The organism is Xanthobacter sediminis, assembly GCF_043195015.1.
Classification (GTDB): domain Bacteria; phylum Pseudomonadota; class Alphaproteobacteria; order Rhizobiales; family Xanthobacteraceae; genus Xanthobacter.
The window spans coordinates 57,222-79,865 of record NZ_JBAFWH010000008.1 but is presented as its reverse complement, the minus strand read 5'-3'; the positions used below and the strand labels follow the sequence as shown (position 1 = coordinate 79,865).

Annotated in this window: 24 protein-coding genes; 8 read left to right on the top strand and 16 right to left on the bottom strand. The window is 69.8% G+C overall.

Annotated elements, in window-relative coordinates; translation table 11 throughout:
- The first annotated feature begins 69 nt into the window (after window positions 1–69).
- A complete protein-coding gene (gene mog / locus V5F61_RS12310) occupies window positions 70–597 on the top strand; it encodes a molybdopterin adenylyltransferase (protein ID WP_393989760.1) in 528 nt (175 codons plus the stop codon).
- 30 nt (window positions 598–627) lie between these two features.
- Here the strand turns inward: mog and V5F61_RS12305 are convergent, their stop codons facing one another.
- The 5 genes from V5F61_RS12305 to fabA form a co-directional block, all read right to left on the bottom strand.
- A complete protein-coding gene (locus V5F61_RS12305; RefSeq protein ID WP_393989759.1) occupies window positions 628–1,518 on the bottom strand; it encodes a cation diffusion facilitator family transporter in 891 nt (296 codons plus the stop codon).
- Window positions 1,519–1,706: 188 nt separating this feature from the next.
- Window positions 1,707–2,468 (bottom strand): bestrophin-like domain, encoded by a 762-nt coding sequence (locus V5F61_RS12300; protein WP_393989758.1) that lies wholly within the window; start codon window positions 2,466–2,468, stop codon window positions 1,707–1,709.
- 220 nt (window positions 2,469–2,688) lie between these two features.
- Window positions 2,689–3,537 (bottom strand): enoyl-ACP reductase FabI, encoded by an 849-nt coding sequence (fabI, locus tag V5F61_RS12295; RefSeq protein WP_393989757.1) that lies wholly within the window; start codon window positions 3,535–3,537, stop codon window positions 2,689–2,691.
- A 261-nt stretch (window positions 3,538–3,798) separates the two neighbouring features.
- A complete protein-coding gene (gene fabB / locus V5F61_RS12290) occupies window positions 3,799–5,016 on the bottom strand; it encodes a beta-ketoacyl-ACP synthase I (protein WP_393989756.1) in 1,218 nt (405 codons plus the stop codon).
- Window positions 5,017–5,199: 183 nt separating this feature from the next.
- The gene (gene fabA / locus V5F61_RS12285; RefSeq protein WP_393989755.1) at window positions 5,200–5,730 is read right to left on the bottom strand and encodes a 3-hydroxyacyl-[acyl-carrier-protein] dehydratase FabA; all 531 of its coding nucleotides are present in this window, start codon (window positions 5,728–5,730) and stop codon (window positions 5,200–5,202) included.
- A 329-nt stretch (window positions 5,731–6,059) separates the two neighbouring features.
- Here fabA and mscL point away from each other — a divergent pair, with 329 nt between their 5' ends.
- On the top strand, window positions 6,060–6,494 hold the full coding sequence (gene mscL / locus V5F61_RS12280) for a large conductance mechanosensitive channel protein MscL (protein ID WP_393989785.1): 435 nt from the start codon (window positions 6,060–6,062) through the stop codon (window positions 6,492–6,494).
- A 38-nt stretch (window positions 6,495–6,532) separates the two neighbouring features.
- On the opposite strand, the gene V5F61_RS12275 is transcribed toward mscL, so the two are convergent.
- The 3 genes from V5F61_RS12275 to V5F61_RS12265 all read right to left on the bottom strand — a co-directional run bounded on the left by V5F61_RS12275 (window position 6,533) and on the right by V5F61_RS12265 (window position 9,085).
- A complete protein-coding gene (locus tag V5F61_RS12275) occupies window positions 6,533–7,603 on the bottom strand; it encodes a quinone-dependent dihydroorotate dehydrogenase (RefSeq protein ID WP_393989754.1) in 1,071 nt (356 codons plus the stop codon).
- Window positions 7,604–7,608: 5 nt separating this feature from the next.
- A complete protein-coding gene (locus V5F61_RS12270; RefSeq protein ID WP_393989753.1) occupies window positions 7,609–8,307 on the bottom strand; it encodes an orotate phosphoribosyltransferase in 699 nt (232 codons plus the stop codon).
- A gap of 163 nt (window positions 8,308–8,470) precedes the next feature.
- Entirely contained in the window at window positions 8,471–9,085 is a 615-nt protein-coding gene (locus tag V5F61_RS12265) for a 2-hydroxychromene-2-carboxylate isomerase (RefSeq protein WP_393989752.1), read from the bottom strand.
- Window positions 9,086–9,261: 176 nt separating this feature from the next.
- On the opposite strand from V5F61_RS12265, the gene V5F61_RS12260 reads away from it, so the two are divergent.
- The 4 genes from V5F61_RS12260 to V5F61_RS12245 all read left to right on the top strand — a co-directional run bounded on the left by V5F61_RS12260 (window position 9,262) and on the right by V5F61_RS12245 (window position 13,699).
- On the top strand, window positions 9,262–10,044 hold the full coding sequence (locus tag V5F61_RS12260; protein WP_393989784.1) for a phosphatase PAP2 family protein: 783 nt from the start codon (window positions 9,262–9,264) through the stop codon (window positions 10,042–10,044).
- Between the two features lie 129 nt (window positions 10,045–10,173).
- A complete protein-coding gene (locus tag V5F61_RS12255) occupies window positions 10,174–11,403 on the top strand; it encodes an argininosuccinate synthase (RefSeq protein WP_393989751.1) in 1,230 nt (409 codons plus the stop codon).
- Window positions 11,404–11,618: 215 nt separating this feature from the next.
- Window positions 11,619–12,596, top strand: coding sequence for an iron exporter MbfA (mbfA, locus tag V5F61_RS12250; RefSeq protein ID WP_393989750.1), 978 nt, complete (start codon window positions 11,619–11,621; stop codon window positions 12,594–12,596).
- A gap of 113 nt (window positions 12,597–12,709) precedes the next feature.
- Entirely contained in the window at window positions 12,710–13,699 is a 990-nt protein-coding gene (locus V5F61_RS12245) for a zinc-dependent alcohol dehydrogenase family protein (protein WP_393989783.1), read from the top strand.
- 9 nt (window positions 13,700–13,708) lie between these two features.
- Here the strand turns inward: V5F61_RS12245 and V5F61_RS12240 are convergent, their stop codons facing one another.
- The 5 genes from V5F61_RS12240 to V5F61_RS12220 all read right to left on the bottom strand — a co-directional run bounded on the left by V5F61_RS12240 (window position 13,709) and on the right by V5F61_RS12220 (window position 18,921).
- Window positions 13,709–15,679 (bottom strand): alpha/beta fold hydrolase, encoded by a 1,971-nt coding sequence (locus V5F61_RS12240; protein WP_393989749.1) that lies wholly within the window; start codon window positions 15,677–15,679, stop codon window positions 13,709–13,711.
- 160 nt (window positions 15,680–15,839) lie between these two features.
- Window positions 15,840–16,712, bottom strand: a complete 873-nt coding sequence (locus V5F61_RS12235; protein WP_393989748.1) for a CHAD domain-containing protein — start codon at window positions 16,710–16,712, stop codon at window positions 15,840–15,842.
- Between the two features lie 262 nt (window positions 16,713–16,974).
- Window positions 16,975–17,520, bottom strand: a complete 546-nt coding sequence (locus V5F61_RS12230; protein WP_393989747.1) for a biotin transporter BioY — start codon at window positions 17,518–17,520, stop codon at window positions 16,975–16,977.
- 1 nt (window position 17,521) lies between these two features.
- Window positions 17,522–18,151: an energy-coupling factor transporter transmembrane component T family protein gene (locus tag V5F61_RS12225; protein ID WP_393989746.1), complete on the bottom strand. Its 630-nt coding sequence runs from the start codon at window positions 18,149–18,151 to the stop codon at window positions 17,522–17,524.
- On the bottom strand, window positions 18,148–18,921 hold the full coding sequence (locus V5F61_RS12220) for an energy-coupling factor ABC transporter ATP-binding protein (RefSeq protein WP_393989745.1): 774 nt from the start codon (window positions 18,919–18,921) through the stop codon (window positions 18,148–18,150). The genes V5F61_RS12225 and V5F61_RS12220 overlap by 4 nt, the downstream gene beginning before the upstream one ends.
- A gap of 229 nt (window positions 18,922–19,150) precedes the next feature.
- Here V5F61_RS12220 and V5F61_RS12215 point away from each other — a divergent pair, with 229 nt between their 5' ends.
- Window positions 19,151–19,873 (top strand): GNAT family N-acetyltransferase, encoded by a 723-nt coding sequence (locus V5F61_RS12215; protein WP_393989744.1) that lies wholly within the window; start codon window positions 19,151–19,153, stop codon window positions 19,871–19,873.
- Window positions 19,874–19,979: 106 nt separating this feature from the next.
- Here the strand turns inward: V5F61_RS12215 and V5F61_RS12210 are convergent, their stop codons facing one another.
- On the bottom strand, window positions 19,980–20,429 hold the full coding sequence (locus V5F61_RS12210) for an arsenate-mycothiol transferase ArsC (RefSeq protein ID WP_393989743.1): 450 nt from the start codon (window positions 20,427–20,429) through the stop codon (window positions 19,980–19,982).
- A gap of 344 nt (window positions 20,430–20,773) precedes the next feature.
- On the opposite strand from V5F61_RS12210, the gene V5F61_RS12205 reads away from it, so the two are divergent.
- The gene (locus V5F61_RS12205; protein WP_393989742.1) at window positions 20,774–21,475 is read left to right on the top strand and encodes a hypothetical protein; all 702 of its coding nucleotides are present in this window, start codon (window positions 20,774–20,776) and stop codon (window positions 21,473–21,475) included.
- An 86-nt stretch (window positions 21,476–21,561) separates the two neighbouring features.
- Here V5F61_RS12205 and V5F61_RS12200 read toward each other — a convergent pair whose 3' ends face one another.
- Window positions 21,562–22,176 carry an OmpA family protein gene (locus V5F61_RS12200; protein WP_393989741.1) on the bottom strand — a complete coding sequence of 205 codons (615 nt, stop codon included), beginning with the start codon at window positions 22,174–22,176 and terminating at the stop codon, window positions 21,562–21,564.
- Between the two features lie 32 nt (window positions 22,177–22,208).
- Window positions 22,209–22,625, bottom strand: coding sequence for a cysteine rich repeat-containing protein (locus V5F61_RS12195; protein ID WP_393989740.1), 417 nt, complete (start codon window positions 22,623–22,625; stop codon window positions 22,209–22,211).
- Window positions 22,626–22,644: the final 19 nt, after the last annotated feature.

Genomic DNA, 22,644 nt, shown 5'->3' with positions numbered 1-22,644 from the left:
CGCCCGGCGGCCTACAGCGTGCGGGAAGGCGCGGGCGCCGCCCGCCCACCTCCGGCAGCAGGAGCACCCATGGCCCGCATCGGCATCGTGACCATTTCCGACCGCGCCAGCCAAGGCACCTACGAGGACAAGAGCGGGCCGGCCATCGAGGCCTGGCTGCGGCGCGCCGTCACCAGCCCCCTCGCCTTCGATTATCGCATCATCCCCGATGGTTTCGAGAGCGTGCGCGACACGCTGATCGACATGTGCGACCGCGAGGCGCTCGACCTCGTGTGCACCACCGGCGGCACCGGTCCCGCCCCGCGCGACCTGACGCCCGAGGCCATGGCGGCGGTGATCGAAAAGCCCCTGCCCGGCTTCGGCGAGCAGATGCGCCGCATCTCCCTCAACGAGGTGCCGACCGCCATCCTCTCGCGGCAGGAAGCGGGCGTCCGCGGCAAGACGCTGATCGTGAACCTGCCGGGCAAGCCGGCGTCCATCGGCGTGTGCCTTGGCGCGGTATTCCCGGCCATTCCCTATTGCCTGGACCTGATCGGCGCCGCGCGCATCGAGACCGACCCGGAGGTTGTGGTGGCCTTCCGGCCCAAGGGCGCCTGAACACAGCGGCGCCCCAGCCGGCGGGCGCCTTCAGATCACGACGACACCGTGGTGCTGGGCCTCGGCCTCCGGCTCCACATGGATGGTGAGGCTGGCGTCCTTCATCTCGTCGGCAAAGGCGGTCTCGATACGGTCGCAGATGGCGTGGGCGGCGGCCACCGTCATGTCGTCGGGAACCACCATGTGGAACTGGATGAAGGTCATGCGCCCGGCGTGCCGGGTGCGCAGGTCGTGCACCTCAAGTGCGCCTTCCGCATGGGCGGAGACCAGCGCGCGGATGTGCGCCACCACCTCGGGCCCCGGCGCCTCATCCATGAGCCCGGCCACGGATTCACGCATCAGACCCCAGCCCATCCACAGCACGTTGAGCGCCACCAGGCCGGCGATGAGCGGGTCGAGCTGCGGCCAGCCGGTGATGGGCACCAGCACAAAGCCCACCAGCACCCCCACCGAGGTGACGACATCCGAAAGCAGGTGCTTGGCGTCGGCGACGAGGGCCGGCGAGCGGTGCGCCTTGCCCACGCGCATCAGCACCCAGCACCACGCGCCGTTCAGCACCGTGGCGGCCCCGTTGAACAGCATGCCCAGCAGGGGCTGCTCCGGCAGCCGCGGGTCCATGAACCCGTTGTAGGCCTCGCGCAGGATGGTGATGGCCGCGAGCGTCACCAGCACGCCCTCCACCACCGCCGAGAGATACTCGGCCTTGTAGTGGCCGAACTGGTGGTTGGCATCGGCCGGGCGCGAGGAGATGTGGAGCGCGATCAGGGCACCAAGGGAGGCGGCCACGTTTATGATGCTTTCCAGCGCATCGGAGAGCAGCGCCACCGAGCCGGTCACCCACCACGCCACGGTCTTCAGGCCGAGCACGATGATGCCGACGAGCACGCTCGCCGCCGCGACCCAGAGCGCGTTGCGGGTCATCCGGGATCTCCTGTCCTCGCCTCGGCCTCAGGCCGGCGCCCGATGGCGGCGCGCCCTGTTCATACCCACCATATGCGACGGCGGGCTTTCATCGCGCCGAGAGCCCCTTCGCGGCCCGTCGGCGCGGCCAGTTTTTAGCGATTCTAATCTGGTGCCGCAACATGAAGACGGCATCATGAGGCCACACCTTAGCGCAGCATCTGCGCCAGCGCGCCCTTCATTGCCGTATCGGGCACGCGGATGATGCCATCGAACGGGCTGCTCATTTCCAGGATCAGGAACAGCGCGCCGGCGAGGGAGACGGCGCACAGCAGAAACACCACCAGCGACACGACGTTCACCGGCGAGAACAGCCCGAAGCTCACGAAGATGAGGCAGAGCCACACGATCAGCACCGCCGTGAAGACCGGTGGCACCGCCGTCACGCTTTCGGCCACCACCGTCCAGCGCAGGGTTGCGGCCGCCTTGTAGCGGTCGAGCGCCTCGGCGCGCAGCTCGGCCTCCACCGGGGTTGCCGACGCGAGCATGCGAATGGCATAGCCGACCGCCTCCAGCCTGGTCTTCGACGTGACGCCATCCACCCTCACCCGCCCTTCCGGGCGTTCGGGCCAGGTCTCTGCCAGGGCGTGGCGGGTATAGGCGGTGAGCAGCCTGCGGGCGTCGTCCGCTCCCGGCCCATAGGCCCGCAGCGAAGTGTCGAGCGTGATGAGATCGGTGGTGAACTGCTGCACGTCCCGCCCGGTGGTATCGAAATTGCCCTTCACCGAGGCGGTCATCAAGCCGAGAATAAGGGACGACATGGCCGCCACCATGCCCACGCCCAGCTTCACCGCATCCTCGGTGCTTTTGGAGAGATGCTCCTCCTTCAGCCGGCGCGCGCCCCACATGCCCGCGCACACGCCGCCAAAAAGGCCGACGAACGCGATGGCCGCCACCGCCAGTGCCTGCATGGCCCCTCTCCCGCGCGCCGGCCGCGCCGATGTCGTTGTCGCGTCACCCGCCCCGTAAAGCAGCGCCCGCGCATTGAGCACGGGCGCCTCAGGGATCATGAATCCTGCGGGATTTCAACAGTGGCCCGGCGCCCCGTGGCCACGCAGGCCCGGCCGCGTGCCAGCGGGGCCCACCGGCTGGAGAGACGACATCTCGCAAAGCCGAAGGGGGTGCCCCGGCCTACTCCGCGGCTGCGGACGGAGTCTCGGCGGCCAGCTTGGCCTCCGCGTCCTCCTGGGTCTTCAGCACGTCCGGGTGCGGCATGGAGATGATGTTATAGCCCGAATCCACGAAATGAACCTCGCCGGTGACGCCGGTGGACAGGTCCGACAGGAGATAGAGCGCGGAACCGCCCACCTCCTCGATGGTCACCGTGCGGCGCAGGGGCGCGTGGCGCTTCTGGTAGTTGAACATCAGGCGCGCATCGGCGATGCCCGCCCCCGCAAGCGTGCGTACCGGGCCGGCGGAGATGGCGTTCACCCGGATGCCCTGCGCGCCGTAGTCGGCCGCGAGATAACGCACGGAGGCCTCCAGCGCCGCCTTGGCCACGCCCATCACGTTATAGTTGGGCATCACCCGCGTGGAACCGCCATAGGTGAGGGTAATGAGCGCGCCGCCCTTGGGCATCAGCGCAGCGGCACGCTTGGCGATCTCCGTGAAGGAGAAGCAGGAGATGACCATGGTGCGCGAGAAATTCTCGCGGCTGGTGTCGGCATAGCGCCCCTTCAGCTCCGACTTGTCGGAAAAGGCCACCGCGTGCACCAGGAAATCGATGCCGCCCCACTTTTCCTTGAGGGTCTCGAACACCGCGTCGACGCTCTTCAGGTCCTCCACGTCGCACGGCATCAGGAAGCTGGAGCCCAGGCTTTCCGCCAGCGGGCGCACGCGCTTTGCCATGCCCTCGCCCTGGTAGGTAAAGGCGACCTCCGCCCCTTGCCCCGCGAGCGCCTTGGCGATGCCCCAGGCGATGGAGTGGTCATTGGCGACGCCCATCACGAGGCCGCGCTTGCCTTTCATCAGGTCCTGCATCACCCACCCTTTGAACGCCGTCGCGCGACGTGGAAGCCCGGCCGCGCGAGGAAAACACTTCAATTCGAGAAACCCGGGCCCTGCCCCGCGAGACGGCGCGCCTCTTTGCGAAGCCGGCACGCAAGGCCCGCGCCCGGCGCCGCCGTGACGCGGCGACAAACCCGCACATCATTCGCCGATAGCAGACCCGGACGACCCGCGCCACGCCCTCGGCGTCACCTCTTCCGACCGATCTTTACAATGCGTGTACGCAGCCGCGCCTCAGGCATCGAGATGCTTGAGGACGAGGCTCGCGTTGGTGCCGCCGAAGCCGAAGCCGTTGGAGAGCACATGCCCGAGCTTCGCGTTGTCCACCCGCTGGCGCACGATGGGCATGTCAGCGAAGGCCGGATCCAGCTCCTCGATGTTCGCGCTCTCGCAGATGAAGCCGTTCTGCATCATCAGGATGGAATAGATGGCCTCGTGCACGCCGGTGGCGCCCTGGGAATGGCCCGTGAGCGACTTGGTGGCCGAGATGGGCGGGCACTTGGCGCCGAACACCGCGCGGATGGCCTCGATCTCCTTCAGGTCGCCGATGGGGGTCGAGGTGGCGTGCGGGTTGATATAGTCGATCGGCGCCTTGATGGCGCTCATGGCGAGCTTCATGGCACGCTCGGCGCCCTCGCCCGAGGGGGCCACCATGTCCACGCCGTCGGAGGTGGCGCCGTAGCCGGCGATCTCGGCATAGATGCGGGCGCCGCGCGCCTTGGCGTGCTCCAGCTCCTCCAGCACCAGCACGCCGGCGCCGCCGGAGATGACGAAGCCGTCGCGGTTCGCGTCATAGGCGCGGGAGGCCACCTGCGGGCGGCCGTTATAGGCGGAGGACATGGCGCCCATGCCGTCGAACAGCACGGACAGCGTCCAGTGCAGGTCCTCGCAGCCGCCGGCGAAGATGATGTCCTGCTTGCCGTACTGGATCAGCTCGTAGGCGTTGCCGATGCAGATGTTGGTGGTGGCGCAGGCGGCCGAGATGGAATAGCTCAGCCCCTTGATCTTGAACCAGGTGGAGAGCGTGGCCGAGGCGGTGGAGGCCATGGCCTTGGGCACCGCGAACGGCCCCACGCGCTTCGGCCCCTTCTCACGGGTGATGTCGGCGGCATCCACGATGGTCTTGGTGGACGAGCCGCCCGAACCCATGACCAAGCCGGTGCGGATGTTGGAGATCTCGTTCGGCTCCAGCCCCGAGTCGCGGATGGCCTGGTCCATGGCCACGTGATTCCAGGCGGTGCCGCCGCCGTGGAAGCGCATGGCGCGGCGGTCCACCACCTCTTCCGCGTTCAGGGTCGGGGCGCCGTGCACCTGGGAGCGGAAGCCGAGCTTGGCATAGTCCTCGGCGAAGGTGATGCCGCTCTTGGCCTCGCGCAGGCTGGCGAGAACCTCCTGCGTGGTGTTGCCGATGGACGAGACGATGCCCATCCCGGTGACGACGACGCGGCGCATGTCAAATCCCCATTGGAACGCACGGTACGGGCGCTCGGCTCCGTTCAGGAGCGGCGCCGAGAAGGTCTAGGCTCGATCGCCGCGCGGGTTTGCCGAAGGTCCGGCTCTGCCCGACCCCGCAAGGCCCGTCGAGACGGCCCCTCGGCTGCGGGCATGATGGCTGCGGATCGTGGCAGCGCCTTGTCAGGCGCTGGCCGCTGCCGCAGGCTCGGCCTGGAACAGGCCGACCTTGAGATCGTGGGCGCGATAGATGACGGTGCCGTCGGCCTCGAGCCAGCCGTCGGCGATCCCGAGCACCAGCTTGGAGCGCATCACGCGCTTGAAGTCCACGCCATACACCACCTTCTTCACGGAAGGCAGCACCTGTCCCGAGAACTTCAGTTCCCCAAGGCCCAGCGCCCGCCCGCGGCCGGGCGAGCCCAGCCAGCCGAGGAAGAAGCCCACCAGCTGCCACATGGCGTCGAGCCCGAGGCAGCCGGGCATCACGGGATCACCCTTGAAGTGGCAGCCGAAGAACCAAAGGTCCGGGTTCACGTCGAGCTCGGCCCGCACCATGCCCTTGCCGAATTCGCCGCCGGTCTCCGAAATCTCGGAGATGCGGTCGAACATGAGCATGGGCGGCAGCGGCAACTGCGCGTTGCCCGGCCCGAACAGCTCGCCACGTCCACATGCGAGGAGATCCTCATACCCGAAGCTGGTCTGCCGTTCCGCCATTTGTGAGCTAAATCGCCTTGCTGCCCAAGAGCGTGTTTCCCCGAAACAGGGTCATTCGCCCAAGAGGGTCGTTTCCACCGGGCCCCTCGGCCCGCCCCCGTGGATCGTGCTCCAACCCCGGCGGCGGGCACTCCCTAACATAGGGACGGGCGCGCTCAAAGTCATGAAAGCGTCACGGCCTCGAAAGAACCGCCGCCACCGCGCCCGAAGGCGCCGATGGTGGCGGGGTATACCCGAGCCGGCTTGCCGCAGCGGACACGATCAGGTGAGATGGGACATGAACCACGCGGCGCGGCGCCGCACACGGAACAGGGAGAGGCAGCATGGCGATATTGAAGGAATTCCAGGAATTTGCCATGAAGGGCAACGTGATGGATCTCGCCATCGGCGTGATCATCGGCGCGGCCTTCGGCAACATCGTGACCTCGCTGGTGGGCGACATCTTCATGCCCGTCATCGGCGCCATCACCGGCGGCCTCGACTTCTCGAACTATTTCGTCCCGCTGGCGAAATCGGTGACGGCCGAGAACCTGGCCGACGCCAAGAAGCAGGGCGCGGTGCTCGCCTACGGCTCCTTCATCACCATCGCCATCAATTTTCTCATCGTCGCCGCGGTGCTGTTCCTGCTGGTGCGCGGGATCAACATCCTGCGCCGCAAGCAGGCCGCGGTACCTGCCGCCCCCACCCGCACCGAGGTGCTGCTGGAAGAGATTCGCGACCTCGTCGCCAAGGACGCGGCGGCGCGCAAGGCGACGGGCGCCTGATCGCCCCGCAGATCCGCCCGCGCCGGCCGGCGCGGGCGTCAATGCACGTCTGCGCCCACCGCATCGCTGATGGAGCGAAAGCCGTCGGCCTTGAGTCGGGCCGCGAGATCCGCCTTGATCCGGCCCACGAGGCCGGGTCCGTGGAACACCAGCGCGGAATAGAGCTGCACCAAGCTCGCGCCGGCGCGGATCTTGGCATAGGCGTCCGCCCCCGAGGCGACGCCGCCGGCGCCGATCAGCGGCAGCCTGCCCTCCACCAGCCGGGAGAGCGCCTTGAGCCGCTCCGTGGAGAGCGCCATCAGCGGCTTGCCGGAAAGGCCTCCCGTCTCGCCCTTGTGGCCACTGCGCAGCGAGGCGGGCCGCGAGAGGGTGGTGTTGCCCATGATGAGGCCGTCCACCCCCGTGGAGAGCGCCACCTCGGCCACGTCCGCCAGGGCGGCGTCGTCGAGGTCCGGCGCCACCTTCACCAGCAACGGGGGACGGCCGACGGGATCGGGGATAGAGCCATTGCGTACCGCCAGCACCTGGGTCAGCAGCGCGGAGAGTTCCGAGCGCGCCTGCAGCGAGCGCAGGCCCGGCGTATTGGGCGAGGAGATGTTGCAGACGATATAGTCCGCCAGCCGGCAGGTGGCCGAGACGCCGAGCACATAATCCTCGACCGCGTCCTCGCTCTCCTTGTTCTTCCCTACGTTGGCGCCGACGACGCCCTTCGCCCCCGCCGCCCGGCGCTGGCCCAGCTGCGAGACGAACGGCGCCAGCCCCTGGCTGTTGAAGCCGAAGCGGTTGATGACGCCCTCGTCCTCATCCAGGCGGAACAGCCGGGGCTTGGGGTTGCCGGGCTGCGGGCGGGGCGTGACCGTGCCCGCCTCCACGAAGCCGAAGCCCAGCTTCAGCACCGCATCCACCACCTCGGCGTCCTTGTCGAAGCCGGCGGCGAGGCCGATGGGATTGGGAAAGTCGATGCCCCACACCCGACTCGCGAGCACGGGGTCGTCCGGCGCCGCGAAGCTCGGCGCGAGCCCACGGCGCAGCGCCTTGATGGCAAGCCCGTGCGCCCGCTCCGGCGAGATGAAGCGCAGCAGCGGCCGCGCGAGGACATAAAGATCCATGGCGGTCACTCGCCGGTGACGGCGGTGCCTCCGTGTGCCTTCGACCAGCTGTGGGGATCGTGCAGGAAGGACTCAATCTGCGTGATCTGCGCGCTCTCGAAGCGGTTGGACTTCTTCACTTCCGCCAGCACGTCCCACCAGGTGGCGAGGCGGTGCAGGGTGAGGCCGGCGTCCTTCAGGATGCCATCGGCCTCGGGGAAGATGTCATAGTAAAAGAAGACGAAGCAGTGGCCGCACTCGGCGCCGGCGGTGCGCAGGGCGTTCACGAAGTTCACCTTGCTGCGGCCGTCGGAGGTGAGGTCCTCCACCAGCAGCACCCGCTGGCCGGGGGCGAGGTGGCCCTCGATCTGCGCGTTGCGGCCGAAGCCCTTGGGCTTCTTGCGCACATACTGCATGGGCAGCATCATCCGGTCCGCCACCCAGGCGGCGAAGGGAATGCCCGCGGTCTCGCCGCCGGCCACCGAATCCACCTGCTCGTAGCCGACCTCGCGGTAGATGGTGGAAATGCCGAAATCCACCAGGGTCTGGCGCACGCGGGGGAAGGAGATCAGCCGCCGGCAGTCGATATAGACCGGGCTCGCCCAGCCGGAGGTGAAGATGAAGGGCTCGCCCGACGAGAAGCGCACCGCCTCCACCTCCAGGAGCATCCGCGCGGTCTGCTCGGCGATGGTCGCCTGATCGGCAAAAGCTGTGACATTGGCCATGTTCGGCGCGCCTTTCGGTCCGGGTCAAGGAAGCGGGGCGGGCAAGGCCGGCCCAAAGGCGGGCATATATCAGAGCGCGAGCGCGGCGCCACCCCGGCTGCGACAAAACGGAGCCGGGGAAGTCACAGGAACCCTCCAGGGCCCCCTCCCCGGCCCGTCTCTTTCAGGCCGCGCGGGCGAGGCGCGCCGCATGCTCCAAGGCCATCTCCAGCCGGTCGTTGCCCCAGAACAGCTCGCCGTCGGCGGTGACGAAGCTCGGCGCGCCGAACACGCCGCGCGCCTTGGCCTCCTCGGTCTGGGCGCGCAGGCGGTCCTTGTTGGCGGGCCGCTCGGCCTCGGCGACGATGTCGCCACAGAAATGGCCGAGCCCCGCCAGCACCTGGCGCACGGTCTCCCGGTCGCCGATGTCGCGGCCGCCGGCGAACTCCGCCTGGAACAGCGCGCGGCTGAAGGAGGGCCGGCTGGCGTCGTCCAGGAACATCGCGACGCGGGCGGCGAGCAGGCTGTGGGCGGGGAACTCCTTCGGCCGCGTCACCGGCGGGAGGCCGTCATGCGCGGCAAGGCGCGCCATGTCCACCCACATGTGCTCGCCCTTCATGGGAAAGGCGTTGAAGGGCGAGGTGGCGAGCCCCTGGTCGGCGAAGATGGGCCCGAGCAGGAACGGCTTCCAATGCACCCGCACCCCCGCCTTCTCGGCCAGGGCCGTGATGCGCATGGCGGAAAGATAGGAATACGGAGAGGCCAACTCATAATAGAAATCGAGCGTGGCGCTGGTCATCGGGCCCTCCTCCCTGTAGATGCCCTGGCGAACTGCTCGTGAATGTGCGTCGGCGTGGGGCGCTTCGGCAAGGCCGGGGAGTCCCGTATTGTGGAACCGGCCCATTGGTGCGCAATCGCGGGAAGCGGCCGGGTGGCCGCGCCCGCCCAGGGGGTGAAGGTGACGCCTTGAAGTGGGTGCTGTTCTTCGCGCTGGTGATCGGCGCCGCGGTGGCCATCCTGTTCACCGTGTTCCCGCAATGGGACCTCGCCATCACCAGCCTGTTCTGGGATGCCTCGCACCGCCATTTCACCCTGGCCGGGGCGCGCTGGGCGCAGGCGGCGCGCGCGCTCGGAAACTACATTCCCTGGGCCATCGCCGCGCCGGCCTTCGCGGCCATCGTGCTGAAGCTCCTGTTCCCCCGCCGACCCATGTTCATGCCCGCGCGCGCGGCGGTGCTGCTCGCGCTCACCATGGCGCTGGGGCCGGGGCTCGTGGTCAACGGCATCCTCAAGCAGGAATGGGGCCGGCCTCGCCCCGTGCACGTGGACGACTTCGGCGGCGGGGCCGCGTTCAAGTCCTGGTACGAGACCGATGGCACCTGCCCCGGCAACTGCTCCTTCGTTTCGGGCGAGGGGGCGCTCGGCTTCTGGCTGGTGGCGCCGGCGAGCCTGCTGCCCCCCGGCCCGGCGCGGGCGGCGGGCCTGGTGGCGGCGGTGGCCTTCGGCGCGGCGGCGGGCGGCCTGCGCATCGCCTTCGGCGGCCACTTCTTCACCGATGTGGTGTTCGCCGGCGTGCTGGTGGTGCTGATCGTGATGCTCACCCGTCTGTGGCTCTACGACCGGGCCCGCGCCCCCTCCGACGCGGTGGTGGAGCTCGCCATCGGCCGGACCGGGCTCAAGCTCCAGAAGGGCGCGCGGGCGCTGTGGCGGCGTGGCGCGGCGGCCGCGCGGCGGGCGACCGCCCGTCTGCGACTATAGGCGCGGCACCGGCCGGCGCCTGACACCCGGAAATATGCGCTGCGCCCATGCGGTGACTTGCCAGCGCGGCGCGCGGGCCTATAGTCCGCGCCGGCTTTCCTTAAATCCTCACATGCTTCGAGAGACCTGATGGCGCGTGACGTGAAGAAGGTGGTGCTGGCCTATTCCGGCGGGCTCGACACCTCCGTGATCCTGAAATGGCTCCAGACCACCTACAATTGCGAGGTGATCACCTTCACCGCCGACCTCGGCCAGGGCGAGGAGCTGGAGCCCGCGCGCAAGAAGGCGGAGCTGCTGGGCATCAAGCCGCAGAACATCTTCATCGAGGACGTGCGCGAGGAATTCGTGCGCGAGTACGTGTTCCCCATGTTCCGCGCCAATGCGGTCTATGAGGGGCTGTACCTGCTCGGCACTTCCATCGCCCGCCCGCTGATCGCGAAGAAGCAGATCGAGATCGCCCGCAAGATGGGCGCGGACGCCGTTTCCCACGGCGCCACCGGCAAGGGCAACGATCAGGTGCGCTTCGAGCTGGCCTATTACGCGCTCGAGCCGGAAATCACCGTCATCGCCCCCTGGCGCGAATGGGACCTCGCCTCCCGCACCCGGCTGCTGGAGTTCGCAGAGCAGCACCAGATCCCGATCGCCAAGGACAAGCGCGGCGAGGCGCCCTTCTCGGTGGACGCGAACCTGCTGCACTCCTCCTCCGAGGGCAAGGTGCTGGAAGACCCGGCCGAGGACCCGCCGGAATATGTCTACCAGCGCACCATCTCGCCCGAGGCCGCCCCCGACGAGGCCACCGTCATCACCATCGCCTTCGAGAAGGGCGACGCGGTGGCCATCGACGGCGAGGCGCTCTCGCCCGCCACCCTGCTCACCCGCCTCAACGCGCTGGGCAAGGCCAACGGCATCGGCCGCCTCGACCTGGTCGAGAACCGCTTCGTGGGCATGAAGTCGCGCGGCGTCTACGAGACCCCCGGCGGCACCATCCTGCTCGCCGCCCACCGCGGCATCGAGAGCATCACCCTGGACCGCGGCGCCGCCCACCTGAAGGATGAGCTGATGCCGCGCTATGCGGAGCTCATCTACAACGGCTTCTGGTTCTCCCCCGAGCGGGAGATGCTGCAGGCCGCCATCGACCACTCGCAGGCCTATGTGACCGGCGAGGTGACGGTGAAGCTCTACAAGGGCAATGCCACCGTCATCGGCCGCAAGAGCCCCTATTCGCTCTACAATCAGGAGCTGGTGACCTTCGAGGAAGGCGCGGTGGCCTACGACCATCGCGATGCCGCGGGCTTCATCAAGCTCAACGCCCTGCGCCTGCGCACCCTCGGCAGCCGGGCGCGCAAGATCTCCGAGTGAGGCTCCGCGCTTCAGGGAACAGGCCGGTGCGCACCCGCGCACCGGCCTTTTTGTGCCCGGCGGAGTGGCCGCGTTGCCCGCGCACCGCTGCGGCAGTTCAGACACTGGCGGTCAGCGCAGCTTATCCTAGACTGCGACATTGCAAGCCGTTTGCAGCTTGCTCCGGCCGACCTATCTTATATTTTAGAATTATTCTAATATCGGAGATCCCGCCGATGATGTCGTTCTTCCCCGGCCGCCGCCGCTTCTCCGACCTTTCGGAACAGGAAGTTCTCGCCCTCGCCATCTCCTCCGAGGAGGACGACGCGCGGGTCTATGCCGATTATGCCGACTATCTGCGCAAGGACTATCCGGACACCGCCAGGGTGTTCGAGGCCATGTCGAAGCAGGAGAGCGGCCACCAGCGCAATCTCACCCGCGAGTTCGAGCGCCGCTTCGGCCCCCATGTGCCGCTGATCCGCCGCGAGACCATCGCCGGCTACTATGCGCGCCGGCCGGTCTGGTACGTGTGCAACCTGGGTATTGCGCGCATCCGTCAGGAAGTGGGCCTGATGGAGGACGAATCGGCCAACTTCTACCGCCACGCCCAGGAGCGGGCCACCGACCCCGGCACCCGCGACCTGCTGGAGCGCCTCTACGCCGAGGAGCTCCAGCACGAGGAAATCGCCGGCGAGCTGGCGGAGCGCTACCTGCCGGTGGACAAGAAGGAGGAGGAGAACGAGAAGGCCCGCCGCCAGTTCGTTCTCACCTGGGTGCAGCCGGGCCTCGCCGGGCTGATGGACGGCTCGGTCTCCACCCTCGCGCCCATCTTCGCCACCGCCTTCGCCACCCAGAACTCCCACACCACGCTGCTGGTGGGCCTCGCCGCCGCCGTGGGCGCGGGCATCTCCATGGGCTTCACCGAGGCGGTGCACGACGACGGCGTCATCTCCGGCCGCGGCTCACCCATCAAGCGCGGCATCGCCTCCGGCTCCATGACCGCCCTGGGGGGCCTGGGCCATGCCCTGCCCTATCTCATCCCGGATTTCTGGACCGCGACGGCGATCGCCATCGCTGTCGTGTTCGTGGAATTGTGGGCCATCGCCTTCATCCAGAACCGCTACATGGAAACGCCGTTCTGGCGCTCGGTGATGCAGGTGGTGCTGGGCGGCGCGCTGGTGCTGGCGGCCGGCATCTTCATCGGCGGAAGCTGAGCGGCGGCGCCGGGGCCGCCCTGCGCGAGATCATGGCCCCGCGCGCGCCCATCCGCGCTACCATCGCCGCCGACACGCACGCCACCAAGTGGCGCGACACGAAGGAGGCCGCCATGTTCGCCATGGTTCTCAACCGCACCGGGGAAAGGCTTGTGGGCGAGACGCGGCCCGATCCCGTCCCCGGCGCCGGAGAGGTGCTCATCACCGTCACCGCCTGCGGCGTGTGCCGCACCGACCTGCACGTGGTGGACGGCGAACTGCCGCAGACCCGCCTGCCCATCGTGCCAGGCCACGAGATCGTCGGGCGCGTGGCGGCGCTCGGCGCCGGGGTGTCCCACCTCCGGCTCGGGGAGCGGGTGGGGGTGGGCTGGCTCGGCCATGCCTGCGGCACCTGCCCCTATTGCGCCGCGCAGGAGGAGAACCTGTGCGACACGCCTGAATTCACCGGCTGCACCCGCAACGGCGGCTTCGCCACCCACGCCCTCGCCGACACCTCCTTCACCTATCCGCTGGGCGAGGCGGGGGAAGACGTCGCCCTCGCCCCCCTGCTGTGCGCGGGGCTGATCGGCTGGCGCACGCTGAAGATGGCGGGCGATGGCCGGCGCATCGGCATCTACGGCTTCGGCGCGGCGGCCCATATCATCACCCAGGTGGCGCGCTGGCAGGGGCGGGAGATCTACGCCTTCACCCGCCCCGGAGATGCCAAAGCCCAGGACTTCGCGCGGAGCCTCGGCGCCGTCTACGCCGGCCCCTCAGACGCGCCGGCCCCCGAACCGCTGGATGCCGCCCTCATCTTCGCCCCGGCGGGCGAGCTGGTGCCCCAGGCCCTGAAGGCGGTGCGCAAGGGCGGGCGCGTGGTGTGCGGCGGCATCCACATGAGCGACATCCCCGCCTTCCCCTACCGCTGGCTGTGGGAGGAGCGAAAGATCATGTCGGTCGCGAACCTCACCCGCGCCGATGCCCACGAGTTCCTTGCCCTGGCGCCGAAGGCGGGCGTGACCACCCATGTCACGCCCTACCCGCTGACCCAGGCGAACGAGGCCCTCGACGACCTGCGCTCAGGCCACCTCACCGGCGCCGCCGTGCTGGTGCCGGGGCACTGAGGAGCGCCCTCAGCGCTCCATCACATAAGTGCCGGGCGCCGGACAGACGGGCGCATAGCCCGGCCCGCCGAGGGTGGGCAGGCCGAAGGTGCCGGGAGACGAATGGCCGGTGAGCCACTCCTCCCACGCGGGCCACCAGGAACCGTCCTGCGCCGGGTTGGCCTCCACCCACTGGTCGGGCCCCAGGTGCAGCTCGCCGAGCTTGGTCTCGTGGATGCGATAGTGCCGGCGTTTGTGCCCCGGCTCGCTGACAATGCCCGCATTGTGCCCGCCGGAGGCGAGCACGAAGGTCACGTCGGTGTCGGTGAGCTGGTGGATCTTGTAGACCGACTTCCAGGGCGCCACGTGGTCCCGCTCCGTCCCCACCACGAACAGCGGCACCCGCAGGTTCAGGAGCGACACCGGCCGCCCCTCGACCTCATAGCGCCCGGCGGCGAGGTCGTTGTCCAGGAACAGCTTGCGCAGATACTCCGAGTGCATGCGATAGGGCATGCGGGTGGCATCGGCGTTCCAGGCCATGAGGTCGTTCATGGGCGCGCGCTCGCCCATCATGTACTCATGCACCATGCGCGACCACACGAGATCGTTGGAGCGCAGCATCTGGAACGCGCCGGCCATCTGCCCGGCGGACAGGTAGCCCTGGTTCCACATCATGCTTTCGAGCACGTAGAGCTCGCTGGGGTCCACGAACAGCTGTAGCTCGCCCGGCTCGGAGAAATCGGTCTGCGCGGCGAACAGGGTCACCGAGGCGAGCCGGTCGTCCTTGGCGTGCGCCATGGCGGCGGCGGTGATGGCCAGGATGGTGCCGCCCAGGCAATAGCCCACCGCATGTACCTTGCGGTCCGGCACGATGGCACTGACCGCGTCGAGCGCGGCCATCACGCCGAGCCGGCGGTAGTCCTCGAAGCCGAGGTCGCGGTCCTCCTCCCACACGTTGCGCCAGGAGATGCAGAACACCGTGTGGCCCTTCTCCACCAGGTAGCGCACCAGCGAATTGTGGGGCGAGAGGTCGAGAATGTAATATTTCATGATCCAGGCCGGTACGATCAGCACCGGCTCGGCCTTCACGCCAGGCGTGGTGGCGCGGTATTGGATCACCTCGACGAGATGATTTCGGAAGATCACCTCGCCCGGGGTGGCAGCCACGTTCTGGCCGGGCACGAAGGCCTCGGCGCCGGCCGGCGGCTGGTTGCTGGCCTTGCGCATCATGTCGTCCAGGGCGTTGCGCCAGCCCTGCACGAGGTTCATGCCCCCAGTTTCCAGCGTACGACGCACCACCTCCGGGTTGGTGAAGGGGTTGTTGGAGGGGGAGAAGGTGTCGAGCACCTGGCGCGCCACGAAGGCGACCACGGCCTCGTTGTGGGGGTCCACGCCGGGCACGCCGTGGGTGGCGTTGTGCCACCACTGCTGCTGCAGCAGGAACGCCTGCGACCAGATGCGATAGGGCCACGCCTGCCATTCCGGCGCGCGGAAGCGGTCGTCGCCCTCCAGCGGCGCGATGGCGGGGGAGACCGAGCGGTCCAGCCCCGCGGCGAGCATGCTGGCGGCAAAGCGCGCCGTCTTGCGCCCGGCCTTCACCGCCAGCTCGCTGCGCTTGCCGGGGGCCGCGGAGAGGTGCATCCACCAGTCCATGAAGGCGAGGGTGAGCGCGGTGGGCGAGAAGCCCGAGGTAACATGCGCCACGCAGGCGGCCACCGCCCGGTCCACGGCGCGCAGCGCCTCAAGGCCGCTGCCGCGGTCGAAATCGCTGTCATCGAGCCGACTCAGGGTGGCGAGGGCCTGCGCCACAAGCTTGTGCGGCTGCGCGAGCTCGGGCCCCACCCTCGGCGCGGCCTCGGGCTGCGGGACGACGGCGGGCAACCGGGGCGCCGGTGCCGGCTGCAGCGGCGCGGAAAGGGCGCCGGGCGCAGCCTCCTTCACGCTCTCCTTCACGCCTTCACGGGCCCGATCGATGGAGGCGACAGGGGGTTCCGAAGACATCGACCGCTCATCCTCACGTCTCGGCACGGGCGAACCCGGCCTGTTCTGGAAGCACGGTCCGGAGCGGCGCATCGGTAGCCGCGCACGGCACTCCGGAGGTGCGGCTCAACCATGTGGCGATACGCGCGCCGCCGCAAGGGCACGCGGCCGACACGCGGCATCACGCCGCCGCAGGTGCCTCGATGCGGCGGCGGAACCGGCGGGCGAACTTGGCAGGCGAGCGTCGGAACAAATCCCGATGCAGGCGAACGGCCTGGCGCCTCAGGCGCTTCTGCAGGCGCGCCATGGCGATGTCCAGCCGCTCCAGCGCTCCCTCCCCCAGGCTGCCGGCGGCCGCATGCAGCATCGGGCGCAACACCTCGATGTCATGGTGGGCGCCGAGCATGTCGCGCAGGCGCTGCGCCCGGCCAGCGCGGGTGGCGCCACGGCCCGAGAAGGCGCTGGCGAGAAACCCCATCTGATAGCGATGCGCGACCACGCTCTTGCGGGTCTCATGCATGGCGGTGGCGCTGCCGAAGACGCCGCGCCGCGCCGCGCGGTAGCCCTTTCGCAGGCCCTCCACCAGATCCACCGCCGCCGCCTCGTCCTCCAGCCCGCCGGAGAGGCGGGCGCGGCCATCGGCCACGAACGCGGCAAGGTGGGCGCGCAGGGGGTCGGCATCATCCGCGGCAGGAACCGCGCCGATGACGGCGCGCGCCGCGGCGATATCGCAGGAAAGCGCAAGACCCGCCTCGTCCAGCAGATCGAGCGCCTCACAGGCCGTCGCGCAGTCGCGCGCCTGGGCCAGGCCGCGCGCCACTTCCGCCGCATGGCGGCGGGCGGCGCGGGCGGCGTCGGTGGCGAGAAGACGCAGAAGCGAGCGATATTCCTTCAGGGCCTTGCGCGCATCGTGCACCATCTCCACCGCATCGGGCTCGGCGACCGCCGCCTCCACCTTGCCAAGCGCCGCGCGCAGCGCAACCACCAGCGGCGCAGGCTCGGGCCGGGCCACGGGGGCCTGGTCGGAGAAGGGAGCATCGAGGGTCTCGGTCATCGCGCGCCTTCCGGGCGGGAGGAAAATGCTGGGGATGCGGCAACTCGTGTGCCCGCCCGGCGGAAGCCGCCACCCGCGCGGCCCGAGGGACACAACGCCGGAGCAACCCGTCGCGTTCCGCACCCCTACACCATGCCGATGGCACGGCAGTGACGCGCCTCCCAGGCATCGTCATGCAAAGCGGAGCCGGTGTGCATGAAGAAAACGCGGAACTCCACGTACTCAATCGACTTCCGCGCGCCGGGGCGAGCGCGAGACGCCTTCAGCCGCGCGGGCTCACGCGCCACGCCTTCAGCACCGTGGAGGCGAGGAGCGCCGCCGCCATCGATTTCAGCACGTCGCCCGGCAGGAACACCATGGAGCCGAGGGCGGCCCGCTGCAGGCCGATGCCCGCCACGCCCGCCAGCACGGGGATGCCGCACAGATAGACCACCAGCACCCCGCCCGCGAAAGCCGCCGCCAGCGCCGAGAGGAAGGGCCGCATGCGCAACCGCTCGGCCAGCCAGCCGGTGACGAAGGCGCCGGGAATGAAGCCCAGGAAGAAGCCCACCGTAGGTCCCGCGAGCACCCCGAGCCCGCCGCGCCCACCGGTGAGCAGCGGCGCCCCCAGCAGCACCACCAGCGCGAACAATGCGGTGGCGGCAGCGCCCCCGCGCGCGCCCAGCAGCAGCCCCGCCAGCATCACGCCCAGGTTCTGCGCGGTGATGGGCACGCCGGCCAGCACCGGCACGAAGATGGGCGGCACCAGGCCCAGCGCGCCGATGAGCGCGGCCATGAGGGCGATGCGCACCAGCATCCGTGTTTCCACCTCACTCTCCCCCCTTGCGGGCGGAGGAGGGCCCCTCCGCCGAAAAGCCGCGCGCCTCCAGCGCCTCGGCCACCTGGTCGGCGCCCTTCAGGGCGCCGGTGAAGAAGGCGCCCACCAGGGCCAGCCCGGGCCGGCGGCCGCTGCGGGCGCGCCATGCCTCGGCGCGGCCGTGCCAGCCCGCCACCAGCACCGGGACGAAGCGCAGCACCAGCGCCACCGCCAGCGACAGCCGCCGCGCGTCGAGCCCCAGCCGCTCGAACGGGCGCAGCACCGCCATCAGCGCGTCCATCATATCCTGCAGGCGGGTGGAGAGGGTGACGAGATCGGCCAGCAGCACCATCAGCAGGATGCGCAGGACGCTCGCCGCCGCCACCTCGGCCGAGACCGCCCAGAGCTGCAGCAGCCCGATCAGCGCCAGCACCGGCAGCAGCGGCCGCCATTGCAGCAGCCGCGCCGTGCCGGCCCGCCCGAAGCCGGCATAGACCAGCAGCACCACCGCGAACGCCGCCGCCAGCAGGAAGGGATCGTCAAGCGGCACCAGCAGCATGGAGAGCAGCGCGAGGCCGGCGAGCTTCACCCCAGCCGGCAGGCGATGCAGCACGCTGCGACCCGCGAGATAGCCGCCGATCATGAAAGGCCGCCCGCGCGCGCCGCCCGGGCCCGCACGCGGGCGTGGGCGTGGGCCTCATAGAGGGGAATCACCTCCTCCGGCGCGCCATCGGCGGCCACCTCCCCGCCGTGCAGCCACACCACGCGGTCGAAGTCCGCGAACAGGCTCAGGTCATGGCTCGCCATGACGACTTGCTGGTTCAGGCCGGCGAGATGACCGGACAGGAGCAGCCGGGTCGGCAGGTCGAGCGCGGAGAAGGGTTCGTCGAGCAGCAGCATCCGTGGCCCGGCGGCGAGGGCCGAGAGGATGCACACGAGCTGCTTCTGCCCCTCGGAAAGCTCATCCACTGCCCGGTCGCCCCAGCCCGCGCAGCCATGCTCGGCCAGCAGGCGCTCGGCGGCGGCGGTGGCGGCGGCCTTGTCGAGCCCCTGTTCCAGGGGGCCGAAGGCGATCTCCTCGCGCACCGTGGGAAAGATGATCTGATGGTCCACGTTCTGGAACACGAAGCCCACCAGCGCCGGCAGCCGGCGGCGATGGCGCCGGCTATCGAGCCCCGCCACCTCCACCGTACCGGCGTCGGGCAGGATCAGCCCGTTGAGCAGGCGCAGCAGCGTGCTCTTGCCCGAGCCGTTATCGCCCACCAGGCCGATGCGGCGCTCGCGGAGCGTGAGGCTGAAGCCGGAAAACACCACGCGCGCACCCCGCGTCACCTCCACCGCATCAAGGCGCGCGCCGGCCTCGGCGGCGGGCGGCGGAGCGGGGCGACGGGCGGAAAAGGGCGGAAACGGCATGGGGCACCTGCGCCCTTCTCGATATACCGATCCCTGCTGCGCGCAAGCCCCGCCGCGCGGCGCGCAGGAGCATGCGGGGCCGGGGCGCCACGCGGACCTTGCCACGGTGGCAGAGCCCGGCGCACAAGATGCAGGCGCGCAGTCCCGGCGCCCTCGGCCGCGCCCGTTCCCCACGTTATCCCTCCCGCAGACCCGCGCCCGGCCGGGCCGGCCAGACCAGAGAGCCGCCATGACCGAAAATGCCGCCCCGCCCGGACTGCCCCTCGGAGCGCCGGTGGAAGGACCGCCCGCCCGCGCCCCCGCTCCCGTCACCCTGGAAGGACACTTCGTGCGGGTCGTTCCGTTCGACGTGGCGCGCCACGGGCCCGACCTCTACGCCCTCTCCCACGGGCCGGAGAAGGAGACCCTCTGGGCCTATCTGAGCGCGGCTCCCTTCCCCGATCTCCACGCCTTTACGCGCCACTATGCGGCGGCGGCCACGAAGGCCGATCCGCTGCTGCTGGCGGTGGAGGATGCGGCGAGCGGGCGCGCGCTGGGGCACGCCACCTATATGCGCGTGGAGACCGGACACCGCGTGGTGGAGGTGGGCAACATCCTCTTCACCCCGCCGCTGCAGCGCCGGCCAGGGGGCACCGAGGCCATGTATCTCATGGCCCGCCACGCCTTCGAGGAGCTGGGCTTCCGCCGTTACGAATGGAAGTGCAACGCCCTCAACCTGCCCTCGCGCCGGGCGGCGGAGCGGCTCGGCTTCACCTTCGAGGGGGTGTTCCGCCAGCACATGATCGTCAAGGGCCGCAACCGCGACACCGCATGGTTCGCGCTGCTGGACCACGAATGGCCCCGCGCGAAGGCCGCGTTCGAGGCCTGGCTCGTGCCGGACAATTTCGACACCGAGGGCCGCCAGCGCCGGCGCCTGGAGGATATCCGCGCGGACCTGCCGGCGCAGGGCTGAGCCTCAGGCCGAAGGTCCGCGCGCTTTTCCCATGGGCCCCTCGGCCAAGCCGGCGCGGCGCCTGAGCGAACCTCACCGGAACCGGTGACGACCGGAGCCTGTCGCCTCAGGCGGCAGCGGGCGCGAAGTCCTGCTCCACCAAAGCGGTGATGGCCTCCCGCAGCTCCGGCAGGAGGCGCCGATAGGCGCGGCGGCGCTCCTGCGGCTGAGGCAGGCGGGAGACATCCTCGAACCCCCAGCCGCGCAGGCGCAGCAGGTGCATCCAGGGCAGGCGGCGCGCGGCGCGGTGCGCGCCCGCCTCCAGCGCCACCACCGCATCCACCCGCGGCGCGCCGGAAAGGGCGAACACCTCCACCGGCTTGGAGGAGAGGCCGTTGGTGGCCACCCCCTCCCGCTCCAGGCAGTCGAGCGCGGCGGGGTCCACCGGCGCGGCGAACGCGGTCGCCGCGCTGAAGGCGCGCACGCGTGCGTAAAGATGCATGGTGAGGGCCTCCGCCATCAGGCTCAGCCCCGCATTGTCGCGGCACACGAAGAGAATGGACGGACGCGTGATCATGAGGCCTCTCCGGTCACGGGATCACCCCGCAGCACCCAGCGGCGATTCGGTTCGGCGGGAACCTAGTCGCGTCCCTCGACGCGGGCATGACAGCCCGCCGTGGCGCAGCCGCAACGGCAAAGACTTTTCCTTCCACGGAGGAGATGCCGCATCTCGCCGCCCAATATCTTGATCGCAAAAGACTATCAGCGGGATTCGACTGAGTTTCGCCGGCGCGGGCGGCGCATTCCACGTCACATTGAACTTGCGTTAACCATTCTGAAGTTGTTCCACGAGATCAATGACATGCTGGCGGGAAAACCGATTCGCGAACTCTTCGCCGGCTGGCAGATGTGGAGGCGAAAATGGCGAAGACGGAAGTCACCAGCGCCGCGGTGAGCAAGATCGCAGCGAAGGCGCTCAAGGATCCCGGCAGCATTACCCATGATGAAATCAAGAAGCTGGCGGCTTCCTGCCTGACCCAGGCGGCGGACAAGCCCAAGGCCGAGAGCAAGGCCGCCGCGCCCAAGCCCGCCGCGCCTGCGAAGGCACCGGTTGCCAAGGCGCCCGTGAAGGCCGCCGCCGCGAACGCCCTCGCGCCCAAGGCCGCTACGCCCAAGAAGACCGCTACGCCCAAGACCGCCGCCCCCGCGAAGGCCGCCGTCGTGAAGAGCACCGCTCCGGCTGAGGAGAAGGCGCCGGCCAAGGCTCCCGCCGTGAAGGCGCCTGCCACGAAGACCGTCGCGGCCAAGCCCGCCAAGGCCCCCGCCAAGGCGGCGCCCGCGCAGGCCGAGGCTCCGGTGGCCGAGAAGCCGACCGCCAAGGCGCCCGCGCCCAAGAAGGCCCCTGCCGCCCGCAAGCCCGCCGCCAAGGCGCCGGCCGCCGCCCCGGCGGTGACGGAAGCTTCGGCCGCCGTCGTCGCCCCCGAGGCTACCAAGCCGGCAGCGCCGGCCAAGGTGGCACCGGCCAAGAGTGCTCCGACGAAGGCTCCGGCCAAAGCACCCGTGAAGGCTGCGGCCAAGCCCGCCGCCGCAAAGGCTCCGGCCAAGGCGCCGAAGAAGAGCTGAAGACAGCGGCGCCGCGCGGCCTCCCGCGGTGCCTGCTTCGAGAAATAGGATCCGGCCGGCGCCACGCGCCGGCCGGATTTTTCATGTCACTGCTGGGGCAGCGGGCCGGCGCGGCCGATGTTGAAGATCTGCACCCGGCGATTGATGGCGGCGTCGGGGTTCTTCGTATCCTGCAGCGCCTCCTCGCCGAGGCCCACGGCCGCGATCCGGCGCGGGTCCACCCGGAAGGTGGTGGTGAGCGCCTGGGCGATGGCGTCTGCGCGCTCCTGGCTGAGCTTCATGTTGTATTCGCGGGTGCCGGTGGCATCCGTGTTGCCCACCACCAGGAACTTGTAGCCCAGCAGCACGGGATTATGCATGGCGTCGGCGATGGAGCCGAGGGTGCGGTAGGACGAGGGCTTCACCATCGCCGAGTTGAGATCGAACTCGATCTCGACGTTGATCTGCGCGAGCTGGTCGAGCTGCAGGGCCAGCGGCGGCCGGCTCTCGGGCGGGCCTTGATACTGCATGTGGGCCTGGGCAAGGCCCCGCAGCGCCTCCGCAGAGACCGTGGGCACGTCGTTCACGGAGCTGGTGAGCCCCTGCACGATCTCGGAATTGGGCGTGAACGCCTGGGCCGCGGCGGGCGTGGCGGCGCCGAGGATGAGCGCCGCGCCCGTGCACAGGGCGGCGAGGGCGGGAGTGATGCTCGAGCGGATCATGGTGCCGGTCTCCTGCTTCTTTGCGGCGCGCATCAGCGGTAGCCGGCGTTGGTGAGGGCGGCGGTGCAGGTCTGGCTCACCACCTTGGACGCCTCCAGCAGGCAGGAGACGAGGTTGCCGTCGCCGGGCACGACACCGGAGCAGAACTCGGCGCGGTCGCGATCGCAGGCCTTGTACACGTCGTGCTGCGCGGCGGCGCGCGCCTCGGTCATCTGGCGGATGGATTCATGGTTGGCGGCGCAGGCGGGAGACAGCTCCGCCTGATGCGCGGCTAGGCACTGGCCGATGGCGCCGTTGCCGAGGTTCACGCCCCGGCAATGGCGCATGATGTCCTGGCCGCAATGCTGGGCCAGGAGGCCGGCCGCCTCGGCGTAGCTCACCGTCTGCGCATGCGCAGACGCCGCCGGCAGCGCCAGCAGCGCCGCCAGGACAAGTCCCGCGAACTTCATTCGAATCTCCCCACACCCC